This window comes from Roseibium sp. SCP15 (assembly GCF_040329435.1).
Taxonomy (GTDB): domain Bacteria; phylum Pseudomonadota; class Alphaproteobacteria; order Rhizobiales; family Stappiaceae; genus Roseibium.
Genome location: NZ_JBDZYI010000003.1, coordinates 1,263,543 through 1,283,822, shown reverse-complemented (window position 1 = coordinate 1,283,822; position 20,280 = coordinate 1,263,543). Strand labels below are relative to the sequence as shown.

12 protein-coding genes are annotated in these 20,280 nt (G+C 57.3%); 9 read left to right on the top strand and 3 right to left on the bottom strand.

Going from position 1 to position 20,280, the window contains the following annotated elements; genetic code table 11:
- The coding region (locus tag ABLO27_RS19840) for a VCBS domain-containing protein (protein ID WP_353035021.1) at positions 1–7,111 on the top strand (7,111 nt) is incomplete at its 5' end.
- The gene (locus tag ABLO27_RS19835; protein ID WP_353035019.1) at positions 7,077–9,383 is read left to right on the top strand and encodes a CHASE2 domain-containing protein; all 2,307 of its coding nucleotides are present in this window, start codon (positions 7,077–7,079) and stop codon (positions 9,381–9,383) included. The genes ABLO27_RS19840 and ABLO27_RS19835, both read left to right, overlap by 35 nt.
- A gap of 65 nt (positions 9,384–9,448) precedes the next feature.
- Here ABLO27_RS19835 and ABLO27_RS19830 read toward each other — a convergent pair whose 3' ends face one another.
- Positions 9,449–9,856 (bottom strand): VOC family protein, encoded by a 408-nt coding sequence (locus ABLO27_RS19830; protein WP_353035017.1) that lies wholly within the window; start codon positions 9,854–9,856, stop codon positions 9,449–9,451.
- A gap of 213 nt (positions 9,857–10,069) precedes the next feature.
- Positions 10,070–11,344 (bottom strand): flavin-containing monooxygenase, encoded by a 1,275-nt coding sequence (locus tag ABLO27_RS19825; RefSeq protein WP_353035016.1) that lies wholly within the window; start codon positions 11,342–11,344, stop codon positions 10,070–10,072.
- A 386-nt stretch (positions 11,345–11,730) separates the two neighbouring features.
- Between ABLO27_RS19825 and ABLO27_RS19820 the strand changes: the two genes are divergently transcribed.
- The 7 genes from ABLO27_RS19820 to ABLO27_RS19790 all read left to right on the top strand — a co-directional run bounded on the left by ABLO27_RS19820 (position 11,731) and on the right by ABLO27_RS19790 (position 19,074).
- Entirely contained in the window at positions 11,731–12,147 is a 417-nt protein-coding gene (locus ABLO27_RS19820; protein ID WP_353035014.1) for a RidA family protein, read from the top strand.
- Positions 12,148–12,151: 4 nt separating this feature from the next.
- Entirely contained in the window at positions 12,152–12,826 is a 675-nt protein-coding gene (locus ABLO27_RS19815) for a DUF1028 domain-containing protein (protein ID WP_353035013.1), read from the top strand.
- A 14-nt stretch (positions 12,827–12,840) separates the two neighbouring features.
- Positions 12,841–14,331 (top strand): aldehyde dehydrogenase, encoded by a 1,491-nt coding sequence (locus ABLO27_RS19810; protein WP_353035011.1) that lies wholly within the window; start codon positions 12,841–12,843, stop codon positions 14,329–14,331.
- Between the two features lie 27 nt (positions 14,332–14,358).
- Positions 14,359–15,282 (top strand): LysR family transcriptional regulator, encoded by a 924-nt coding sequence (locus tag ABLO27_RS19805; RefSeq protein WP_352941182.1) that lies wholly within the window; start codon positions 14,359–14,361, stop codon positions 15,280–15,282.
- A gap of 117 nt (positions 15,283–15,399) precedes the next feature.
- Positions 15,400–17,469, top strand: coding sequence for an FAD-dependent oxidoreductase (locus tag ABLO27_RS19800; RefSeq protein WP_353035009.1), 2,070 nt, complete (start codon positions 15,400–15,402; stop codon positions 17,467–17,469).
- Between the two features lie 72 nt (positions 17,470–17,541).
- Positions 17,542–18,690: an acetylornithine deacetylase gene (gene argE / locus ABLO27_RS19795; protein WP_353035007.1), complete on the top strand. Its 1,149-nt coding sequence runs from the start codon at positions 17,542–17,544 to the stop codon at positions 18,688–18,690.
- 9 nt (positions 18,691–18,699) lie between these two features.
- Positions 18,700–19,074, top strand: coding sequence for a cupin domain-containing protein (locus ABLO27_RS19790; protein ID WP_353035005.1), 375 nt, complete (start codon positions 18,700–18,702; stop codon positions 19,072–19,074).
- 244 nt (positions 19,075–19,318) lie between these two features.
- On the opposite strand, the gene ABLO27_RS19785 is transcribed toward ABLO27_RS19790, so the two are convergent.
- Positions 19,319–20,260: a GlxA family transcriptional regulator gene (locus ABLO27_RS19785; RefSeq protein ID WP_353035003.1), complete on the bottom strand. Its 942-nt coding sequence runs from the start codon at positions 20,258–20,260 to the stop codon at positions 19,319–19,321.
- Positions 20,261–20,280: the final 20 nt, after the last annotated feature.

The window sequence follows — 20,280 nt, the reverse complement described above, 5'->3', positions numbered from 1 at the left end:
CGCGGATGGGAACGACGATCCAACGTTTACTCCGCAAGAAGGCACCGCCGGAACCTACGGCACCTTCGAAGTGAATGCTGCCGGTCTTTGGACCTACACGCTGGACAATGCAGCTGCACAGGTGCTTGCGGGTGGGGAAGAGTTCGAAGAAGTCTTCACGGTCGAGGCGACGACGGAAGACGGCGAATTGGTCACCCAGGATGTGACCGTCACCGTGACCGGTGAAGAGGACGGGCCAGTCATTACAGGGAATGCCGAGGGAGCGGTTGAGGAAGACGCCGAGATCCTGACGACATCCGGTACTCTTTCTGTTTCCGACGCTGATGCCGTCGACAACCCGAGCTTCACGCCGCAGGAAGGCACTGCCGGAACCTACGGTACCTTCGAGGTGAATGCGGCTGGCCTTTGGACTTACACACTGGACAATGCGGCAGCCCAGGTGCTGGCTGGCGGCGAGGAATTCGAAGAAGTCTTCACCGTCGAGGCGACGACGGAAGACGGTGAAGCGGTCACCCAGGATGTGACCATCACGGTGACCGGTGAAGAGGATGGGCCTGTCATCACTGGAAATGCCGAGGGAGCCGTCACTGAAGACGCCGAGATCCTGACGACATCGGGAACGTTGAATGTCTCGGATGCTGATGGCAACGACAACCCAAGCTTCACGCCGCAGGAAGGCTCGGCCGGAACCTATGGCACATTCGAAGTGAACGCTGCCGGTCTGTGGACTTACACGCTGGACAACACCGTTGCTCAGGTTTTGGCTGGTGGCGAGGAGTTCGAGGAAGTCTTCACCGTCGAGGCGACCACGGAAGATGGTGAGGTTGTTACCCAGGACGTGACCATCACTGTGACCGGTGAAGAGGACGGCCCTGTCATTACAGGGAGCTCCGAGGGAGCCGTCACTGAAGACGCCGAGATCCTGACGACATCTGGAACGTTGAATGTCTCGGATGCTGATGGCAACGACAATCCAACGTTTACTCCGCAAGAAGGTGCCGCCGGAACTTACGGCACGTTCGAGGTGAATGCGGCTGGTCTGTGGACCTACACGTTGGACAATGCCGCTGCGCAGGTTCTGGCCGGTGGGGAAGAGTTCGAAGAGGTCTTCACAGTCGAAGCGACGACGGAAGACGGTGAGGTTGTCACGCAGGATGTCACCATCACCGTGACAGGCGAGGAAGACGGGCCCGTCATCTCCGGTAATTCCGAGGGAGCTGTTGATGAGGATGCCGAAGTTCTAACCACGTCTGGCAACCTGTCGGTCTCCGATGCTGATGCCGTCGACAACCCGAGCTTTACGCCGCAAGAAGGCACGGCTGGAACCTACGGCATGTTCGAAGTGAACGCTGCAGGGCTCTGGACCTACGCGCTGGACAATGCCGCAGCTCAGGTTCTTGCAGGTGGCGAGGAATTTGAAGAAGTCTTCACCGTCGAAGCGACCACGGAAGACGGTGAGGTGGTTACGCAGGATGTCACCATCACTGTAACCGGCGAAGAAGACGGACCCGTCATTACGGGTAACTCCGAGGGAGCCGTCACCGAAGATGCCGAGATCCTGACGACGTCTGGAACTTTGTCCGTTTCCGACGCTGATGGGAACGACGACCCAACATTTACTCCCCAGGAAGGCACGGCCGGAACCTACGGCACGTTCGAGGTGAATGCTGCTGGCTTGTGGACCTACACGCTGGACAACGCCGCTGCTCAGGTACTTGCCGGTGGCGAGGAGTTCGAGGAAGTCTTCGCGGTCGAGGCAACGACGGAAGATGGCGAGGTGGTCACCCAGAATGTGACCATCACGGTGACAGGCGAAGAAGATGGGCCCGTCATCACTGGAAATGCCGAGGGTGCTGTCACTGAGGATGCCGAGGTTCTGACCACGTCTGGTAATCTGTCGGTGAGTGACGCGGATGGAAACGACAATCCAACGTTTACTCCGCAAGAAGGTACGGCCGGAACCTATGGCACCTTCGAAGTAAACGCGGCAGGTCTGTGGACTTACACGCTGGACAATGCCGCTGCTCAGGTTCTTGCCGGCGGTGAGGAGTTCGAGGAAGTTTTCACGGTTGAAGCGACCACAGAAGACGGTGAGGTGGTCACGCAGGATGTCACCATCACAGTGACCGGTGAAGAGGACGGGCCTGTCATTACAGGTGATGCAGAAGGAGCTGTCACCGAAGATGCCGAGATCCTGATGACATCCGGCAACCTGTCAGTGAGTGATGCTGATGGCAACGACAATCCAACGTTTACTCCGCAAGAAGGCACGGCCGGGACCTACGGCACCTTTGAAGTGAACGCGGCTGGCTTGTGGACCTACACGTTGAACAATGCAGCTGCCCAGGCACTGGCTGGTGGCGAGGAGTTCGAGGAAGTCTTCACGGTCGAAGCGACGACGGAAGACGGTGAAGTTGTTACCCAGGATGTGACCATCATGGTGACCGGCGAGGAAGACGGCCCTGTCATCTCCGGTAATTCCGAAGGAGCTGTCACTGAGGATGCCGAGATCCTGACGACATCTGGAACGTTGTCGGTGAGTGATGTGGACGGCAATGACAATCCGACCTTCACATCCCAAGAAGGCACGGTCGGCACTTACGGCACCTTCGAAGTGAATGCGGCTGGTTTGTGGACCTACACGCTGGACAATGCCGCCGCTCAGGTTCTGGCCGGTGGCGAGGAGTTCGAAGAGGTCTTCACCGTCGAGGCGACCACGGAAGATGGTGAGGTTGTCACGCAGGATGTGACCATCACGGTCACGGGAGAAGAAGATGGTCCTGTCATCACTGGGAATTCCGAAGGAGCTGTCATTGAAGATGCCGAGATCCTGACGACATCCGGCAATCTGTCGGTGAGCGATGCCGACGGCAATGACAACCCGACCTTTACGCCGCAGGAAGGCACGGTCGGCACTTACGGCACGTTCGAGGTGAATGCGGCTGGCTTGTGGACTTACACACTCCATAACGCAGCTGCCCAGGTTCTGGCCGGTGGCGAGGAATTCGAAGAGGTCTTCACGGTCGAGGCGACAACGGAAGACGGCGAAGTGGTCACCCAGGATGTGACCATCAAGGTGACCGGTGAGGAAGACGGGCCTGTCATCACGGGGAATGCCGAGGGTCCTGTCGAAGAAGACGCCGAAATCCTGACGACGTCCGGTACTCTTTCCGTTTTCGACGCGGACGGGAACGATAACCCAAGCTTCACACCCCAGGAAGGCACGGTCGGCACTTACGGCACATTCGAGGTGAACGCAGCCGGTCTTTGGACCTACACGTTGGACAATGCCGCGGCTCAGGTTCTGGCCGGTGGCGAGGAATTCGAGGAAGTCTTCACCGTCGAAGCGACGACCGAAGACGGTGAGGTGGTTACCCAGGATGTCACCATCACTGTGACCGGCGAGGAAGATGGACCGGTCATCACAGGGAATGCAGAAGGCTCGGTTGAAGAAGACAATGTCTTCAGTGCTAGCGGTAATCTGTCGGTCTCTGATGCTGATGCCGTCGACAACCCGAGCTTCACACCCCAGGCAGGTACGGCCGGAACTTACGGCACATTCGAGGTGAATGCGGCCGGTCTTTGGACCTACACACTGGACAATGCCGCCGCTCAGGTACTTGCCGGTGGCGAAGGGTTCGAAGAGGTCTTCACAGTCGAGGCGACCACGGAAGACGGTGAGATTGTCACACAGGATGTGACGATCACGGTGACCGGCGAGGAAGATGGACCGGTCATCTCGGGGAATGCCGAGGGTTCTGTCGAGGAAGACGCCGAGATCCTGACGACATCCGGTACTCTTTCCGTTTTCGACGCGGACGGCAACGACAATCCAACATTCACGCCGCAAGAGGGCACGGCCGGGACTTACGGCACATTCGAGGTGAATGCGGCTGGTCTGTGGACCTACACACTGGACAATGCCGCTGCGCAGGTGCTTGCGGGTGGCGAAGAATTTGAGGAAGTCTTCACCGTCGAAGCGACCACAGAAGACGGTGAGGTTGTCACGCAGGATGTGACGATCACTGTGACCGGTGAGGAAGATGGTCCTGTTATCTCCGGTGATTCTGAAGGGACGGTTCAGGAAGATGGATCGCTGGTGGATTCCGGTGCTCTCATTGTTTCTGATGCGGATGCTTCTGATGCCCCTTCATTCCTTGTCCAAACAGGGACGGCGGGTGCCTACGGGATCTTTGAGTTAACTGAAGGCGGGAACTGGACCTACACTCTGGATAATGCGGCAGCGCAAGCCTTGGCCGGCGGTCAGTCGCTGACGGAAACATTCCAGGTTGAAGCTGAGACTGCAGATGGGGAGACCATCTCCGGTGCTGTCACCGTCATGGTGACCGGAGAAGAAGATGCTCCTGTCATCAGCGGTGTTGATACCGGTGCCGTTGCCGAGGATGGTGTCGCGAACACTTCAGGATCGCTGACGGTGACAGATGCCGACGAAATCGACGAGCCGACATTCACCGCACAATCCGGCACTGCGGGAATATACGGGACGTTTGCCATTACCTCTGCAGGAAACTGGACATATGCGCTCGACAACGCCGCCGCACAGGCGCTGGCGGGTGAAGAGGTCGCAACAGAAACGTTCCAGGTGGAAGCGAAGACGGAAGATGGCGAGACGGTCACACACACGGTCACGATTTCGATCACCGGCCAGGAAGATGCACCGGTGATCACCGGTGTTTCGACCGGTGAAGTGTACGAAGACGAAGTGTTTTCAGCTTCCGGAACACTTTTCGCCTCCGACCCCGATGCGGCGGACAATCCGTCATTTGTTGCCCAAAGCGGAGTTGAAGGTGCTTATGGCACGTTCGAAATTGCTGCAAATGGCGAGTGGATCTACATGCTGGACAATGATGCGGCCCAGTCGCTGGAAAGAGGTGAGGTTGCGACCGAGACTTTCATCGTTCAGGCTGTCACACCGGACGGCGAAAGCGTGGAACAGACTGTCAGTATCTCGGTAAACGGCACAAACGAAGTTCCGGAAGTGCCGGACATTGTCCTTGTCGCAAACCTGACCAACAACAGCGGATTTGAAAACGGGTTCGTCGACTGGCAGCAGATCACGGGTCCGCAAACAGGTCCCAATGGCGAGGAAATTGTCAGCAACTACCAATATTCCTTTGTCATCGATGAATCGGGTGAACTGATTGACGGAGACAATTATGTCGCCGACATCAGCTTCTCGGGCTGGCTTGATCAATGGAATGACGGTCCGAACCGGGGAACCGTTTACGGGCCATCCCTGCTCAGCAACGAGTTTGCCGGATATGCAGGCGACATCGTCACCTTCGTTTATCGCCCGTTTGCGGGTGGTGATGCCGCTTCCATCACAGCCGTTTTGATCAATGTCGACACGGGCGAAAGAACCCTGGTCTTTTTCGAGGAAACTCCGGTTGGTGGTTCTACCGAGACGCGAACCATCGATGTGCCGATCTCCGAGGACGGCAACTTCCAGATCGAATTCATCGTCGGCAGCTTTGATGCAACCGATGGCGGTTTTGTCGGTGCACGTCTGGTGATTGGTACTGCAGGTATTGTTCGCAAGGGTGTTCTGGCGGGTGACAGCCAGACATTTGAGCCGGTCCAGTTCCTGGAAAATGCCACGGATCCGGAAGGCGATACGCTTACTCTTTACAGCGTTGCTTCAAAGAGTGCCTACGGCGCGAGCGTCTCGATTGTCGATGGCCAGGTCGTTTATGATACCGGGGATGCGTTTGATTTTCTTGGTGAAGGTGAAACGGTAACGGATACCTTCACGTACACGATTTCAGATGGCAATGGAGGCTTTACCACCGCCACAGCTTCCGTCGATGTCGTGGGTGCCGCAGATGACGACGAAGAGGTTGAGGTGGCTGCGCTCACCTATGCACCGGTTGCCGATCAGGCGCTTCCTGCGGAGACAAACAGCGATCCGGCCCCGGTGAACACCACTGGCACTGCCATGGAGGTTCACGATCCATTGCCGAGCGCAACCGTGACATATGCGTTCCCGTCGACGGGATTGGGGTCCAATGGACTCTCCGCTTATTCTGCGACCCAGCAAGCCGCTGCGATTATGGCCCTGGCCCTTTGGGCAGAAATTTCCGGTTTGACTATTGTTGAAGCCGCGGAAGGGGAGACGGCGACCATCAGGTTCCTGAATTCCACCAACATTGACTATGCAGAAACCCACGAGGCGGATGGTCTCAGCACCATTCTCACCAATCCGGATTTCCTGGAAACCCTGTCGCCATTAGTTGGTACCTACGGGTTCTTCACGCTGTTGCATGAAGCGGGCCATGCGCTCGGTCTGGAACATGATGATGGCAGTCTGACCCAGGTGCAAACCGTAATGTCTCTGCGGTCTCCGGACAGTATCGGAGTTGACTGGTGGAATGCAGAAGGCGTCTGGATCTATGCCCAAACGCCCATGGTGGAGGATATTGCTGCGATCCAGGCAGAGTATGGCAGCAATCCGACAACACGTTCCGGCGATACGGTCTATGGGTTCAATGGTACGGAAACCGGCACGATTTACGACTTCTCGGCAAATGTCGATCCGGTTCTGACCATTTATGATGCAGGCGGAGTTGATGCGCTGGACTTCTCCGGTTGGGATGCGCCGGCTATCATAAATCTCAATCCGGGGACCTATTCATCCGTCAACGGCATGACCCACAACATCGGCCTGGCGTTCGGTACAGTCATCGAAAAGGCGATCGGCGGTGCTGGCGACGACGTCCTGATAGGCACCGATCGCGCCGAAACGCTGGATGGCGGAGCCGGGCGCGACACCCTGACAGGTGGGGCCGGTGCCGATACGTTCGTTCTTGGACATGGAGACGTCGCCGACGTCATCGTGGATTTTGAAGTAGGTGTCGACAGGTTGGATTTGCAGGCGTTGCTGGCTGCGAATTTTGAACCGGAGAACGTCGATGACTACGTTCAGGTATCACGACAGGGCGACGACGTTGTTATTCGTGTGGACCGGGACGGCGCGGGAGAAACATCCGACTTCAAGGATGTCGCCGTGCTCCAGTCTGTTGAGGCTGGCGGTGTCATCGATTTCGTGTTCTCCGACAATGGCGTTCAGTCAACGGAAACCGTTGTCGCCTGACCAGAGATTTCGTGAGAGGGGGCTGGATGCAGATGAAAACCTGCGCCCAAGGCTGATGAAACGCCTTGCCGGACAGATAGGTTCCGTATTCGGGATTGCGCGGCTATCCGCGCTGCTCCTGCTGTTCTTTCTGCTCGCGGTTCGTGTGTGGGATCCGTTTCTGGTCGAACTCGTTCGCTTGAAAACGTTCGATCTGTATCAGGTCGTCAAACCACGAACCTACCAGAAGCTGCCCGTCGTCATTGTTGATATCGATGAAAAGAGCCTTGCAGAGCTCGGTCAATGGCCGTGGCCACGATCGACAATCGCAACCATGCTGCAAAACATCGCGCAGGCAGGCGGTGTAGCAGTTGCCTTCGATATCGTGTTCGCTGAGCCGGACCGCCTGTCGCCTGATCAGTACGCGCGCTCCCTGCCAGGATTAAGCGCTGACGTTGCCGATGAACTGGCAGGCCTTCCGAGCACGGACGAGACGCTTGGCAAGACCATGCAGCAGATGCGGGTGGTTGTCGGACAGGCCGGTCGAATGGAAATTGCGGAGGTGGAACGGCAGGAGCAGTCCCAAACACCGGTCGCGCTTATGGGGCCGGACCCCACCAACTTCATGTTCGATTACCCCAAACTTCTGCGGAATATTGATGTCCTGGAACAGGCCGCAACCGGAAAGGGATTGTTTTCGGTCAACCCGGATCCTGACAACATCGTGCGCCGGGCCGCCCTTGTGGCCATTGCCGACAGCAAGATCCAGCCCGCACTGAGCATAGAACTGCTTCGTGTCGCCACCGGGCAGAACGCCTTTGCGGTCAAAAGTGACGAAGCAGGGATCAGGAGTGTCGTCGTGGGCGGGGTGGAGGTTCCAACCGATCGCAACGGCCGGATCTGGATCCACTACTCACCTTCGATCAAGGACCGGTTCGTACCGGCTTTCGACATTGCCACCGGCGCATTCGATCCCGCCAGAATCCAGAACCACCTCGTGGTGATCGGCCCGTCCGCAACCGGTCTTCTGGACCTGAAGGCAACGCCGCTTGACCCTGCCATGCCGGGTGTCGAGGTACATGCGCAGATCCTTGAGAACATTCTCAGCCAGTCGTTCCTGACGAGGCCGAACTATGCGCTGGGGGCGGAGCTGGTGGCTGCCGCGGTTCTGTCGCTTCTTACGATCTATCTGGTGCCGATCCTCGGAGCACTGCCGGTATTCGCGTTCGGGTTCGTGCTTGCCGCCAGTTGGGCAGCCGGAAGCTGGTACCTGTTTGCCAGCAAGAAAATGCTGCTGGACGCCGGATATCCTTTGCTCACCAGTCTGAGCTGCTTTCTTCTGCTCGTGTTCATCAACTATCGACGTGAAGAAGTGCAGCGGCAGGAAATCCGCTCTGCGTTCGGGCAATACCTGGCACCTGATTATGTGGAACAGATTGCCAGCGATCCGGAAAGCCTGACGCTTGGTGGTGAACGGCGACGCATGACGATCCTGTTTTCCGATGTTCGCAATTTCACGCGGATTTCGGAGAGTTTTGCAGATAATCCGCAAGGTTTGACCAGCCTGATGAACCGGTTTCTGACACCACTTTCCAACGCGATCATGGATCAGCGAGGGACGATCGACAAATACATGGGCGATGCAATCATGGCGTTCTGGAATGCGCCATTGAACGATGAGGATCACGAAATTCACGCCTGCAAGGCGGCCCTGGCGATGCTTCAACGCATGCACGCGATCAACGCGGAACGCGAGCAGGAAGCGGAGGCGGAAGGGCGGCCTTTTTTCCCGTTGAATGTGGGCATCGGTATCAACACCGGAGACTGTGTTGTCGGAAACATGGGGTCTGAATTCCGTTTCGATTATTCGGTCTTGGGCGATGCGGTCAATCTTGCCTCCCGTCTTGAAGGGCAGACGAAAACCTACGGCACGACTATCATCCTGGGTGAGGCGACGGCGCAGAAAGTCATCGACCAGTTCGCAATCATTGAAATCGACCGCCTGAGGGTCAAAGGCAAACAGGAACCGGAACGGATCTATTGCCTGTGTGGGGATGAAGAGGTCGCACGCAGTGAAGAGTTTCAGAGCTGCAAATCGCACTTTGAAACGTTGCTGGAAGAGTACAGAAGCCAGAACTGGACAGCAGCGCTTGCCGTCTGCAAAGACCTGAAGGGTGCCCTGAACCCGGAACTTGCAAGTCTGGCCGAGATGTTCCGGGTCAGGATCGAGCAATTTCAGTCCTCGCCGCCTCCTGAAGATTGGGATGGCATCTATAGCGCCGAGACCAAATGACTGCCCAAGGCAGTCGTGAGGAGCCGCAAACTCGGTATCTTTTGGTGTTTTTCCGGCAGGCCCGTTCAATCAGCTGGCGCAGACAGGACTACGGTATAGCCGTCGGGATCGCGCAACCAGAGTTCGCGTTGTCCGGAGTTCGAATTCTCAAGTGGCCCCTGGATGATTTCTGCGGTCAAGGTACGTGCCCGTTCAACCGCGTCGCCGAAGTCGGAAATTTCAAACCAGATCAGAACACCGTGTCCTGCCGGTCCAAGGTCGCGATCCACCATGTTCGGGTGATCTTCAATGTCCCAGGCATGCAGTTGCAGCACCAGATCGTCACCGTGGTAGAGGCGGTTGTAGGAGTTGCCGTGGGTTTCCTCGACCGAGTTGCCCAAAGGTTGAAGCTGCAGCAGGTCTGCATACCAATTGCTGCTTCTCAGAACATCGTCGACGGTGAGCAGGGTTTGGGAGCGGGGTGCTTGATGCATAGGCATAGCCGGGAGATCCAGAGCGTCAGAAAAAAACGCGGATGTCATGTCACCGACATCCGCGGCGCCTGAATAATGGCAAGTCGGGGGGAGGGAGCGCTACACACATTCCGTTGAGCAGCGGGCTGCGTTTGAGGGGACTGAGCAGCCGAAGGGCGACGCCGTATGGGTTGGTTTCAAAACGTCACCTTTTCGTCCCTTATGGTTTCCGGTCTAGACGTTTTCCAGCTGGCGTTCCTCCGCTGAGCTGTATGCCAGATATTTGCGCTGAGTTGCGATGTGATCGGCAACGAATTTCGCATCGTGCCAAACACCCCAGATAAAGGAAGATCCCCGTCGCGACTGCCAGGGCAATCCAAGGAAGTAAATGCCGGGCTCGGTTGAAATTCCGCGCTGGTGATTGGGTTTGCCGTTTTCGTCGAATGCATCGACTTTCAGCCAGCCGTAGTCGACCGCAAAGCCGGTTGCCCACAGGATCGTCGTGACGCCTGCTTCTGCCAGATCGAGCTCGAGAAGCGGATTTGTCACACAGTCCGGGTCCGTCGCAATCGCGCGGGCTTCAGGCTCTTCGGGGAGGTCAAGTCCATTGCGGGCGATGTAGGCGTCGGCTTCGTCGAGGACAGACAGATAGTTTTCGTCACCAAGAGAAATGTTGTCTGCAAGGTCAGACTGGAAAGTCACGACGCCATTCTCATAGGACTTGGTCAGGCCAACAAGGGTCATGCCTTGATGCGCAAGACGCCTGAAGTCGACGGTGCGCCCGCCGTCGGCACCGCTGACGGAGATGGTGACGTGTTCCGTTCCCGGGTCGAGTGCGGCTGCATCCCATTTGCCCAGGACACCAAGCCACCAGACGAAGTCGCGGCCGCGATAAGCGCGTGGAGGACGGTCATGCGGACCAACCGAGAGATAGACGCGTTTGCCGGATTGAAGCAGTTCATCGGCGATCTGGACACCTGAAGATCCCGCCCCGACAACGAGCACCGCACCTTCAGGCAGTTGATCAGGGTTCCGGTAAGCGCTGGAGTGCATTTGCAGGACATTTGCGTTTTCAGGAACGACCGGTGGAATGACCGGACGCTGGAACGGACCGGTGGCGGCAACGACGCTGTTTGCCTCGATTGTGCCGTCTGAGGTTTCTACCGTGAAGCCCTTGCTGCCTTCGTTCTTTGAAACGCATTTGACTTCAACGCCGCAGCGGATCGGTGCGTTGATTTTCTTGGCGTATTCGACAAAGTAGTCGGCAACCCGCTCCTTTGACGCAAAGGCGTCAGGGTCGACATCGGAAAATTCCAGGCCGGGAAACCGGTCGTGCCAGGCGGGGCCGTTTGCAACAAGAGAATCCCACCTTTCCGACCGCCAGCGCTCCGCGATCCGGCTGCGTTCCAGTACGATATGAGGCACGCCACAATTGCTCAGGTGCTCACTCATGGCGACGCCTGCCTGGCCAGCGCCTACAACGAGCGTATCTGTTTTTTCAATCGGCATTTCAGCGTCCTTTTTCTGACATTCAGGGATACTCACCTGCATTGCCGATCAGTCTACGGACGTGCCCGGATCACAAAAAATATGATTTCGTGAAGCGTTGATTGGGCTTTGCCTAATTCCATTGAAAAGCGGCGGAATCCGGCCCTTTTGCGGCTCGAAAGGTTGCTTCCCGGCCATAAGTTTGTCTGGATAGCGCCGTGGTTAGGAAGGTCCTAATTAATGGTAAGCCAGTCCGTTCTTGGGAGAGGCGATTGGGTGTGAAATTCTCTCCGCACACATATCCCATGCCGGTGGAGGATCGATCCGGATCGCCCGGCTTTTGCGCTTTGGTTTCACGCAAAACTTCGGCGTCGAAGTCTTTGGGGCCGGATCAGACGGAGATTACTATGGCGCATACCCGAATTCGGAAATTCAACACGAAGGAAACCTATCCGGAGCAAAACCTGGACAATGACCTTTGCCAGGCAGTGGTGACGGAAGGTGGCAAGATCGTCTGGTTGCGGGGGCAATGTCCGCAAAGTCTCGATGACGCCGTCAATATCGACAGCCATGACCCGGTGGAACAGACCCACAAGGTGATGCAGAACATCCGGCAACTGATCGAGGAGGCCGGTGGCAATATGGAGCATCTTGTGAAGGTGGTGGTCTACATCACCGATGTTCGTCACCGCGAGGCCGTTTACAGAACCATGGGTGAGTACCTGAAAGGTGTGCATCCCGTCTCGACCGGTCTTGTCGTGCAGGCTCTGGCACGGCCGGAATGGCTGGTCGAAATCGACGGCACCGCCGTTATTCCGGATTGATCCCATGACCTTCTCTCTCGTAGCCCGTTGCGCCGAGACGGGAATGTTTGGCGTTGCGATTTCCTCTTCCTCCCCGGCCGTTGCCGCGCGGTGCTCTTATGCCCGTGCCGGGGTGGGGGCAGTTGCATCGCAAAACGTGACTGACCCGACACTCGGCCCGCTTGCGCTCAACCTGATGGAAGAAGGGCTGGACGCCGCCGCGGCCATCGCGGAAGTAAAACAGCGCGGAAAGTTCATTGAATACCGGCAGGTGCTCGCCGTGGACGGAGACGGGCTGAGCGCGATTCACTCCGGGCCGAACTCCTTGGGCATCTGGACGGAGGCGAAGGCTGAAAATGTCGCTTCCGGCGGCAACCTTCTGGCAAACGATACCGTTCCCCAAGCCATTGTTGATGGTTTTCTGAGTTCTTCCGGACACCTTGGAGACCGTCTGATTGCAGCGATGCGGGCTGGTCTGGCAGCTGGCGGCGAAGCAGGTCCGGTGCATTCTGCCGGTCTGAAGCTGGTGGACAAGGTCAGCTGGCCGGTTGCGGATCTCAGATGTGACTGGACCGAAGACTGCCCGATCGAAGCGGTCGCAACAGCCTGGGAAATCTACAAACCGCAACTGGACGCCTATGTGATGCGTGCGCTCGATCCGCGCGAAGCACCGTCTTACGGCGTTCCGGGCGACGAATAAATCAGGGAGACAATATGCTCACTCATCAGGACTGGACGTCGAAAGCCGCGCAGCTTGAGTTTCGTGGCAAGGCATTTATCGACGGCAAGTTCGTCGACGCGCAATCCGGCAAAACCTTCGACAGCATCAATCCTGCGACAGGCGGTGTTCTGACGACAGTAGCTGAATGCGATGCCGCGGATGTCGATCTCGCCGTTGCGGCCGGACGCAGGGCATTTGAAGACGGTCGCTGGAGCCGCATGGCACCAGGAGATCGCAAGACCATTCTCTTGAAACTGGCCGAGCTGATCCGCGAGAACCTTGAGGAAATGGCGCTGCTCGACAGCCTGGACATGGGCAAGCTGGTCAATGTTGCCGTCACGATTGATGCGCCCGGATCCGCACATTTCTTCCAGTGGTACGCGGAAGCGATCGACAAGGTCTACGACGAGGTCGCGCCAACGGGGCCGGGTGACCTGGCGCTTGTTGCGCGTGTGCCGCTTGGGGTCGTCGGGGCCGTAACGCCATGGAACTTCCCGCTCGACATGGCAACCTGGAAGGCCGCGGCAGCGCTTGCGGCCGGTAACTCCGTTGTCCTGAAACCGGCGGAGCAATCGCCGCTCTCCGCTCTCAGGCTGGCCGAGCTTGCTGCCGAGGCCGGTGTTCCCGATGGAGTGTTCAATGTCGTACCGGGCTTTGGTGCAACCGCCGGGAAAGCGCTTGGCCTGCACATGGACGTGGACTGTCTGGCCTTCACCGGTTCGACTGCGATCGGCAAGATGTTCATGCAGTATTCCGGTCAATCGAACCTGAAACAGGTTTGGCCGGAAACGGGCGGTAAAAGTCCCAATCTTGTCTTTGCCGATTGCGAAGATCTCGATGCTGCGGCAGACATGGCGGCCTTTGGTATCTTCTTCAATCAGGGAGAGGTCTGTTCGGCGAATTCGCGGCTCTATGTCGAGCGCTCGATCAAGGACGCGTTTGTTGAAAAACTGATCGCCCGCGCAAATACCACTCAGCCGGGCGACCCGCTTGATCCAGCTTCGAAAATGGGCGCGATTGTCGACCAGAAACAGACCGAAGGCATCATGAGGTTTGTCGAGGCCGGCAAACAAAGCGCCAATCTTGTCGCAGGCGGCGAACGTGTGACGGTCGATGGCAAGGGTTGCTTCGTGCAGCCGACGATCTTTGACGATGTCAGACACGATGATCCGCTGGCCAAGGATGAGATCTTCGGTCCGGTTCTGTCGGTCATTGCCTTCGACAGTGAAGAAGAAGCCGTCACAATGGCAAATGACTCGGTATACGGTCTGGCGGCGTCCGTCTGGACCGACAATCTCAGCCGTGCCTGCAGGGTATCCGAAAAGCTGCATGTGGGAACAGTGTCGGTCAATACGGTGGATGCCTTGTCCGCTCAAACGCCGTTCGGTGGCATGAAGCAGTCGGGCTTCGGCCGCGACCTGTCTCTCCACTCTCTTGAAAAGTATACCGCTTTGAAGACAACTTGGATAAAATACAAAGCGTAACGCAACATGAGAGTCCGGGGACGCGTATTGCTGAGATATACGCTCAGGCAACTTGAGTACTTTGTTGCTGTCGGTGAAGCCGGCAGCATTGCTCTTGCCTCTGAAAAGGTGAACGTATCCTCCCCGTCGATTTCGGCTGCGATCAACCAGCTGGAAAAGGAATTCGGCCTGCCGCTGTTTGTGCGCCAGCATGCCCAGGGCCTGTCCTTGACGCTAGCCGGGCGCCGGATGATGGAGCAGGCCAAATATGTTCTGCAGGAAGCCGACAAGCTCATGGATCTGGCCTGCGACATTGCAGGTGCCGTACGGGGGCCCTTGGCAATCGGCTGCCTGCTGACCTTCGCGCAGGTGGTTCTACCGGCCCTTCGAAGAAGCTTCGAAAACGAATTTGAGGATGTGCGTGTTCGGCAGTTCGAACTGAACCAGGCAGAGATCTTCAGCAACCTTCGCAGGGCGGAAATAGATGTCGCCCTGACCTATGATCTGGACCTGCCCGCCGATCTTGTTTTCGAGACGCTCATGGAACTGCCCCCTTACGCAATCGTGGACGAGAACCACCCGCTTGCCAATTCACCCCATGTCACCGTGGAAGAGCTGCAGGCCTATCCGATGGTTCTGCTGGATCTGCCTTTCAGCTCGGAATATTTCCTGTCTTTCTTTTCCGAAATCGACGTGAAGCCGTATATCGCCGAGCGCACGCGTGACATGGCAGTGATGCGCAGTCTCGTTGCCAACGGCTTTGGTTATTCCATTGCAAATGTCCGGCCCCTGAACGACTGCTCGCCCGATGGCAAACCGCTCAAGTTCATTCCCCTTGTCGGTGATGTCCGGCCGATGAGAATGGGGCTGTTGATGTCGAACGATGCAGACCGAACCAGCGTTGTCCGTGCATTTGTCGAGCATTGTCAATTGCTCAATAAAAACGGTGACTTCGCCGGCCTTGGCGTCTGATCGAAATTTCAGAAGTCCGGAATTAGCTTCGTCCTAATCAACGCTTCTGCAAGCTCGTCTTTCGTCTTCTCCGCCAAAAGCTATCCTCACTCTCAACTGCTTGGAGAGGAGGCAAGATTGCGCGATCCCCGCTACGATATTCTGTTCGAGCCGATGAAGATCGGCCCGGTTACGGCCAAGAACCGCTTCTATCAGGTTCCGCACTGCAATGGGGGTGGCTACCGGGACCCGTCGGCTGCCGCTGCCATGCGCGGCATCAAGGCCCAGGGCGGCTGGGGCGTGATCTTCACTGAACAGTGCGAGATGCACCACACATCCGAAATTACGCCGTTTATCGAGCTGCGCCTGTGGGAAGACAAGGACATTCCGCAATTGCGCAAAATGTCCGAAAAGATGAAGGAATTCGGCGCACTCGCCGGTATCCAGCTGGCCTATTCCGGCATCAACGGCCCTAACCTTTACACCAAGGAAGTGCCGCTGGCGGTCTCGGCAATGCCGATCCGGACCTTCACCAACGATCCCGTTCAGGCACGTGCTCTGGACCGGTCGGATATCAAGGATCTGCGCCGCTGGTTCGTCAACGCGGCCAAACGCTCCAAGGAAGCGGGTTTTGACCTGATCTGCCTGTATGGTGCTCATGGTTTCGGAATTTTCCAACACTTCCTGAGCCGGGCAACCAACCAGCGCAGCGACGAATATGGCGGCAGTCTTGAAAACCGATCCCGCTTCGTCAACGAGGTGATTGCCGACATGAAGGATGCTGTCGGTGACACGATGGGTATCACCCTGCGGGTCAGCCTTGATGAAACCATCGGCGAACTGGGCTTTTCCAACGCGGAGGTCCGTGACTTCATCGAGATGAACAAGGATTTGCCCGACCTTTGGGATCTTGCCCAGGGCACCTGGGAAGATTGCTCCGGCCCCTCCCGCTTCAAGGAAGAGGCCGCGCAGCAGGATCTGGTCCGCGGCATTCACGAACTGACCGAAAAACCGATCGTCGGGGTCGGCCGTTTCACGTCGGCAGATACGATGGTCAAACAGATCAAGTCGGGCCTGCTCGACTTTATCGGCTGTGCGCGCCCATCGATCGCGGACCCGTTCCTGCCCAAGAAGATTGAGGAAGGCCGGATCGAAGACATCCGCGAATGCATTGGCTGCAACATTTGCATTACCGGTGACATGACCATGTCGATCAGCCGGTGTACGCAGAACCCGACCTTCATGGAAGAATGGCGCAAGGGCTGGCATCCCGAACGGATGAACGAGAAGGGCGATAGCTCCAACGTTCTTGTGGTTGGATCGGGTCCGGCCGGACTTGAAGCCGCGCGTGCGCTGGCCGAACGGGGCTATGACGTTGCCATTGCCGAAGCGACCACTGAACTGGGTGGCCGCGTTGCCAGGGAACGGCGTCTGCCGGGATTGAGTGCCTGGGGGCGTGTACTTGAATATCGCGAATACCAGATCAGCCAGAAGGCAAATGTCGAAACCTATTTCGACAGTGAGCTGGATGCGGAGAATATTCTGGAATTCGGTTTCGAAAACGTCTGCATCGCCACCGGTTCCAAATGGCGTTCCGACGGTGTCAGCCGGCAGCATGTGGTGCCCTTTGCCATGGATGCTTCCATGCCGATCTATACGCCGGACGACATCATGGACGGCAAGCTGCCAACCGGAAAGGTCGTGATTTATGATGACGATCACTACTACATGGGCGGGGTCATGGCGGAGCTGCTGGCCAAGGAAGGCTGCGATGTCACGATCATCACGCCGTCCGCCTACCTGTCTGACTGGACCGTTAACACGCTGGAGCAGCACGCCATACACAAGAAGCTTGCCGAGATGGGTGTGAACATCGTCCTGAACCGCGGCGTCACGGCAATCGGCAAGGGACATGTCGTCTCCAATTGCACCTATACCGACATGAGCCAGAAATTTGGCTGTGATGCGGTGGTCATGGTCGCATCGCGACTGGAGAACAACGGCGTTTATCTGAACCTGAAGGCACGTGAAGCCGAATGGGCGGATGCAGGGATCAAGTCGGTCAAGATTATCGGCGATGCCAACGCGCCCGGACCGATCGCCTGGGCCACCTATGCCGGCCACAGATATGCGCGCGAGCTTGACGGCTCCGACATTGGCGACGACCTTCCGTTCCGTCGTGAGATCACACAATTGGCGGCGGAATAACAAGACGGAAACCTGGAGAGCCGGTCTGATCTTGTCAGGCCGGCTAGCCCGTGCGGACCGGTAGGGAGCAGGATGACACAGACACTCCAAGCGCTGGAGCAATTGATCGGCTTCGACACCGTCAGCGAAAAGTCCAATCTGCAGATTGTCGACTTCATTGAGGATTACCTGAAGGCAAGGGATTTTCGTCTCACCCGGATCGGCGACGACAGCGGACAGAAGGCGGGTCTTTATGCCGAGATCGGACCGACCGAAGGCGGAATAGTCCTCTCGGGACATACGGACGTCGTGCCGGTGACAGGGCAGGCCTGGACCCGCGATCCCTTTCGACTAACCGATGAAGGTGGACGGGTCTTCGGGCGCGGAACGACGGACATGAAAGGTTACCTGGCATGCATGCTGAGTGCTGCCGACCGGGCTTCAAATCAAGAGCTCCGGGAACCGCTCAAGCTGATCTTTTCCTATGACGAGGAGATTGGTTGCGTCGGCATCCAGAAAATGACGGCTCGACTGTCTTCGCTCCTGGGCAAGCCGCGTGCTTGTCTGGTTGGCGAGCCCACGGAAATGCAGGTTGCCATCGGCCATAAGGGCAAGGCAGCGCTAAAGGCTGTCTGCCACGGTCAAAGCGGCCATTCGGCCCTGGCTCCGACTTTTGTCAATGCGTTGCATCTGGCGGCCGACTTCGTGGTTGAACTGAAAGGCATTCAGGACTGGCTGCGAGAATATGGCGCGCGTGACGAAGCCTATGACATTGCCTACAGCACGGTTCATGTCGGCAAGTTATCCGGAGGAACGGCGTTGAACATCGTACCTGATCGCTCGGAGCTGGTTTTCGAATACCGGCACTTGGCGACGGAGCCGCCCGACGGGATCATGGACCGGATACGGGAAGCGGCAGACCGTGTTACCGACAGGTATCGTGAGGCCTTCTCAGGCGCGTCGATCGAGCTCGACCGGTACAACGCCTATCCCGGAATTGATGTGCCGGCAGACGCGAATGTTGTGGCCTTGGGGCAGAAACTGGCCGCGACGAATGCAGTTACCAAGGTCGCCTTCGGTACGGAAGCGGGTGTCTTCGACACGCTCGGCATTCCGACAATTGTCTGCGGCCCCGGCTCCATGGAAGGGCAGGGGCACAAGCCTGATGAATTCATTTCCAAAGATCAACTGGAAGCCTGCGACCGGATGATGGATCGCGTGCTTGATGAGATCACAATCTGAGGACCCACTATGACCATGCATGCTTACCTCCTGACAGCTGGCAATGCTGCGCTCGAAACCTGGGGGACGCCTGAAGACATTGGCTGTGAAACGGTAGAGGGCTCGGTTTCTCTCGCTGGGAGTTTCGACCTTGGAGGTCCTGATGATGCTGTCTTCGGCGGACGGTTCTCCGCGTCAAAGGGCAAATACCGTGTGACCTACGGGTTCGACGAGCATGCAACGGTTCTCGACGGGGAAGTTGCCCTGACCGATGAGGAAAGCGGCAAGACCCAGGTTTACGGTCCTGGCGATGCCTGGATCATCAAGAAGGGCACGAAAGTGTTGTGGGACATTCGCTCCGAGAAGGTGGTGAAGTCCTATCTGGCGGTCGTGCGTGGCGACTGACCTTCGCAGACAGGATGTGACCGGACCTTCCGGTTCGGTCATCATCATCGTTACCCGTTGCCTTGCCATTCGCGGCTGTTTGGCTGCGGAAAGACATAAATCAACGTCTCCGGGCTGGTCGGAGGTGCACTCGCGCCGGCGTCACTGAATGACCGCCTTTGTTTCGTGGCGATCTTGATGGCGTGCTGTTTTCGATCATCGCAAAAGCTGCCATCCCGCGAAAACTCGTAGCCAAGGACAGCTCTCAGCAATAGTTTTTCGGCGCGACGCCATATTTGCGTTTGAAGGCTTTTGTGAAAGTGCTTTGCGATCCGAAGCCACATTCAAAGGCAACCGCAAGTGCCGAAGTCTGCGCGATCGTCAGCAGCCGGGCTGCCTTTTCAAGCCTGAGTTCCGTCAGGAACTTCTTTGGTGTTGTTTCCAAGGTGCTTGAGAAGTAGCGCTCAAGCTGTCTTCTTGAAATGCCCAGCTCTGAGGAAAGGGATTTAAGGATATCCGGCTCATCCAGACGTTCCGCAATAATCTCGATCGCCCTGGCAAGAACCGGATTGTCCCGGGTGAGCGTTCTCAAGGGCGTACATGTGGCCGGAGCCCCCGGTTTGTGAAGGCTGATGAACAGAACATTGTCTTCCACGGCCAAACGTGCCGCCTTGCCGAGGTCGTCTTCCATCATGGACAGAACCATGTCGGCAATTGCGAACCCGCCAGCGCAGGTCGATATCCGCTTGTCGACCTCAAAGGCAGCACCGGACGGCGTGAGACCAGGGTGCCTGCAGTCGAGTTCCGTGCGGAAGTCCTGGTGAACAGTGAAGGCGTGACCTGCCAGAATGCCTGCCTCGGCGAGTGCGAGAACCCCTCGGTCAACCGCCATGATTGTTCTGCCTTCCCGCCATTGCTGGCGGATGTGAGCTGAAAGTCTTCTTGATCGCGCCGGCTCGGTTTCGTCCCCCAGTACGAGCAGCACGGCACCCGGGGAACATTTTCCCAGGGCGCCGTCCAGTGCTGGAACCGTGCCGATTTCACTGGCAACCGGCAGGCCGTCGACACTTGTGAAACGCCAGGAGTATCGTCTCGTTCGTTCCCGAATGTTTCCCTTGCCGAGCAGTTCGACAATGACTGTCAGCGCCAGCATCGAAAACCCTTCACTCAGGATGATCTCGAACGATCGATTTTTGCTGTCCGGCATAGAGGAAGCCGGTAGCTGAG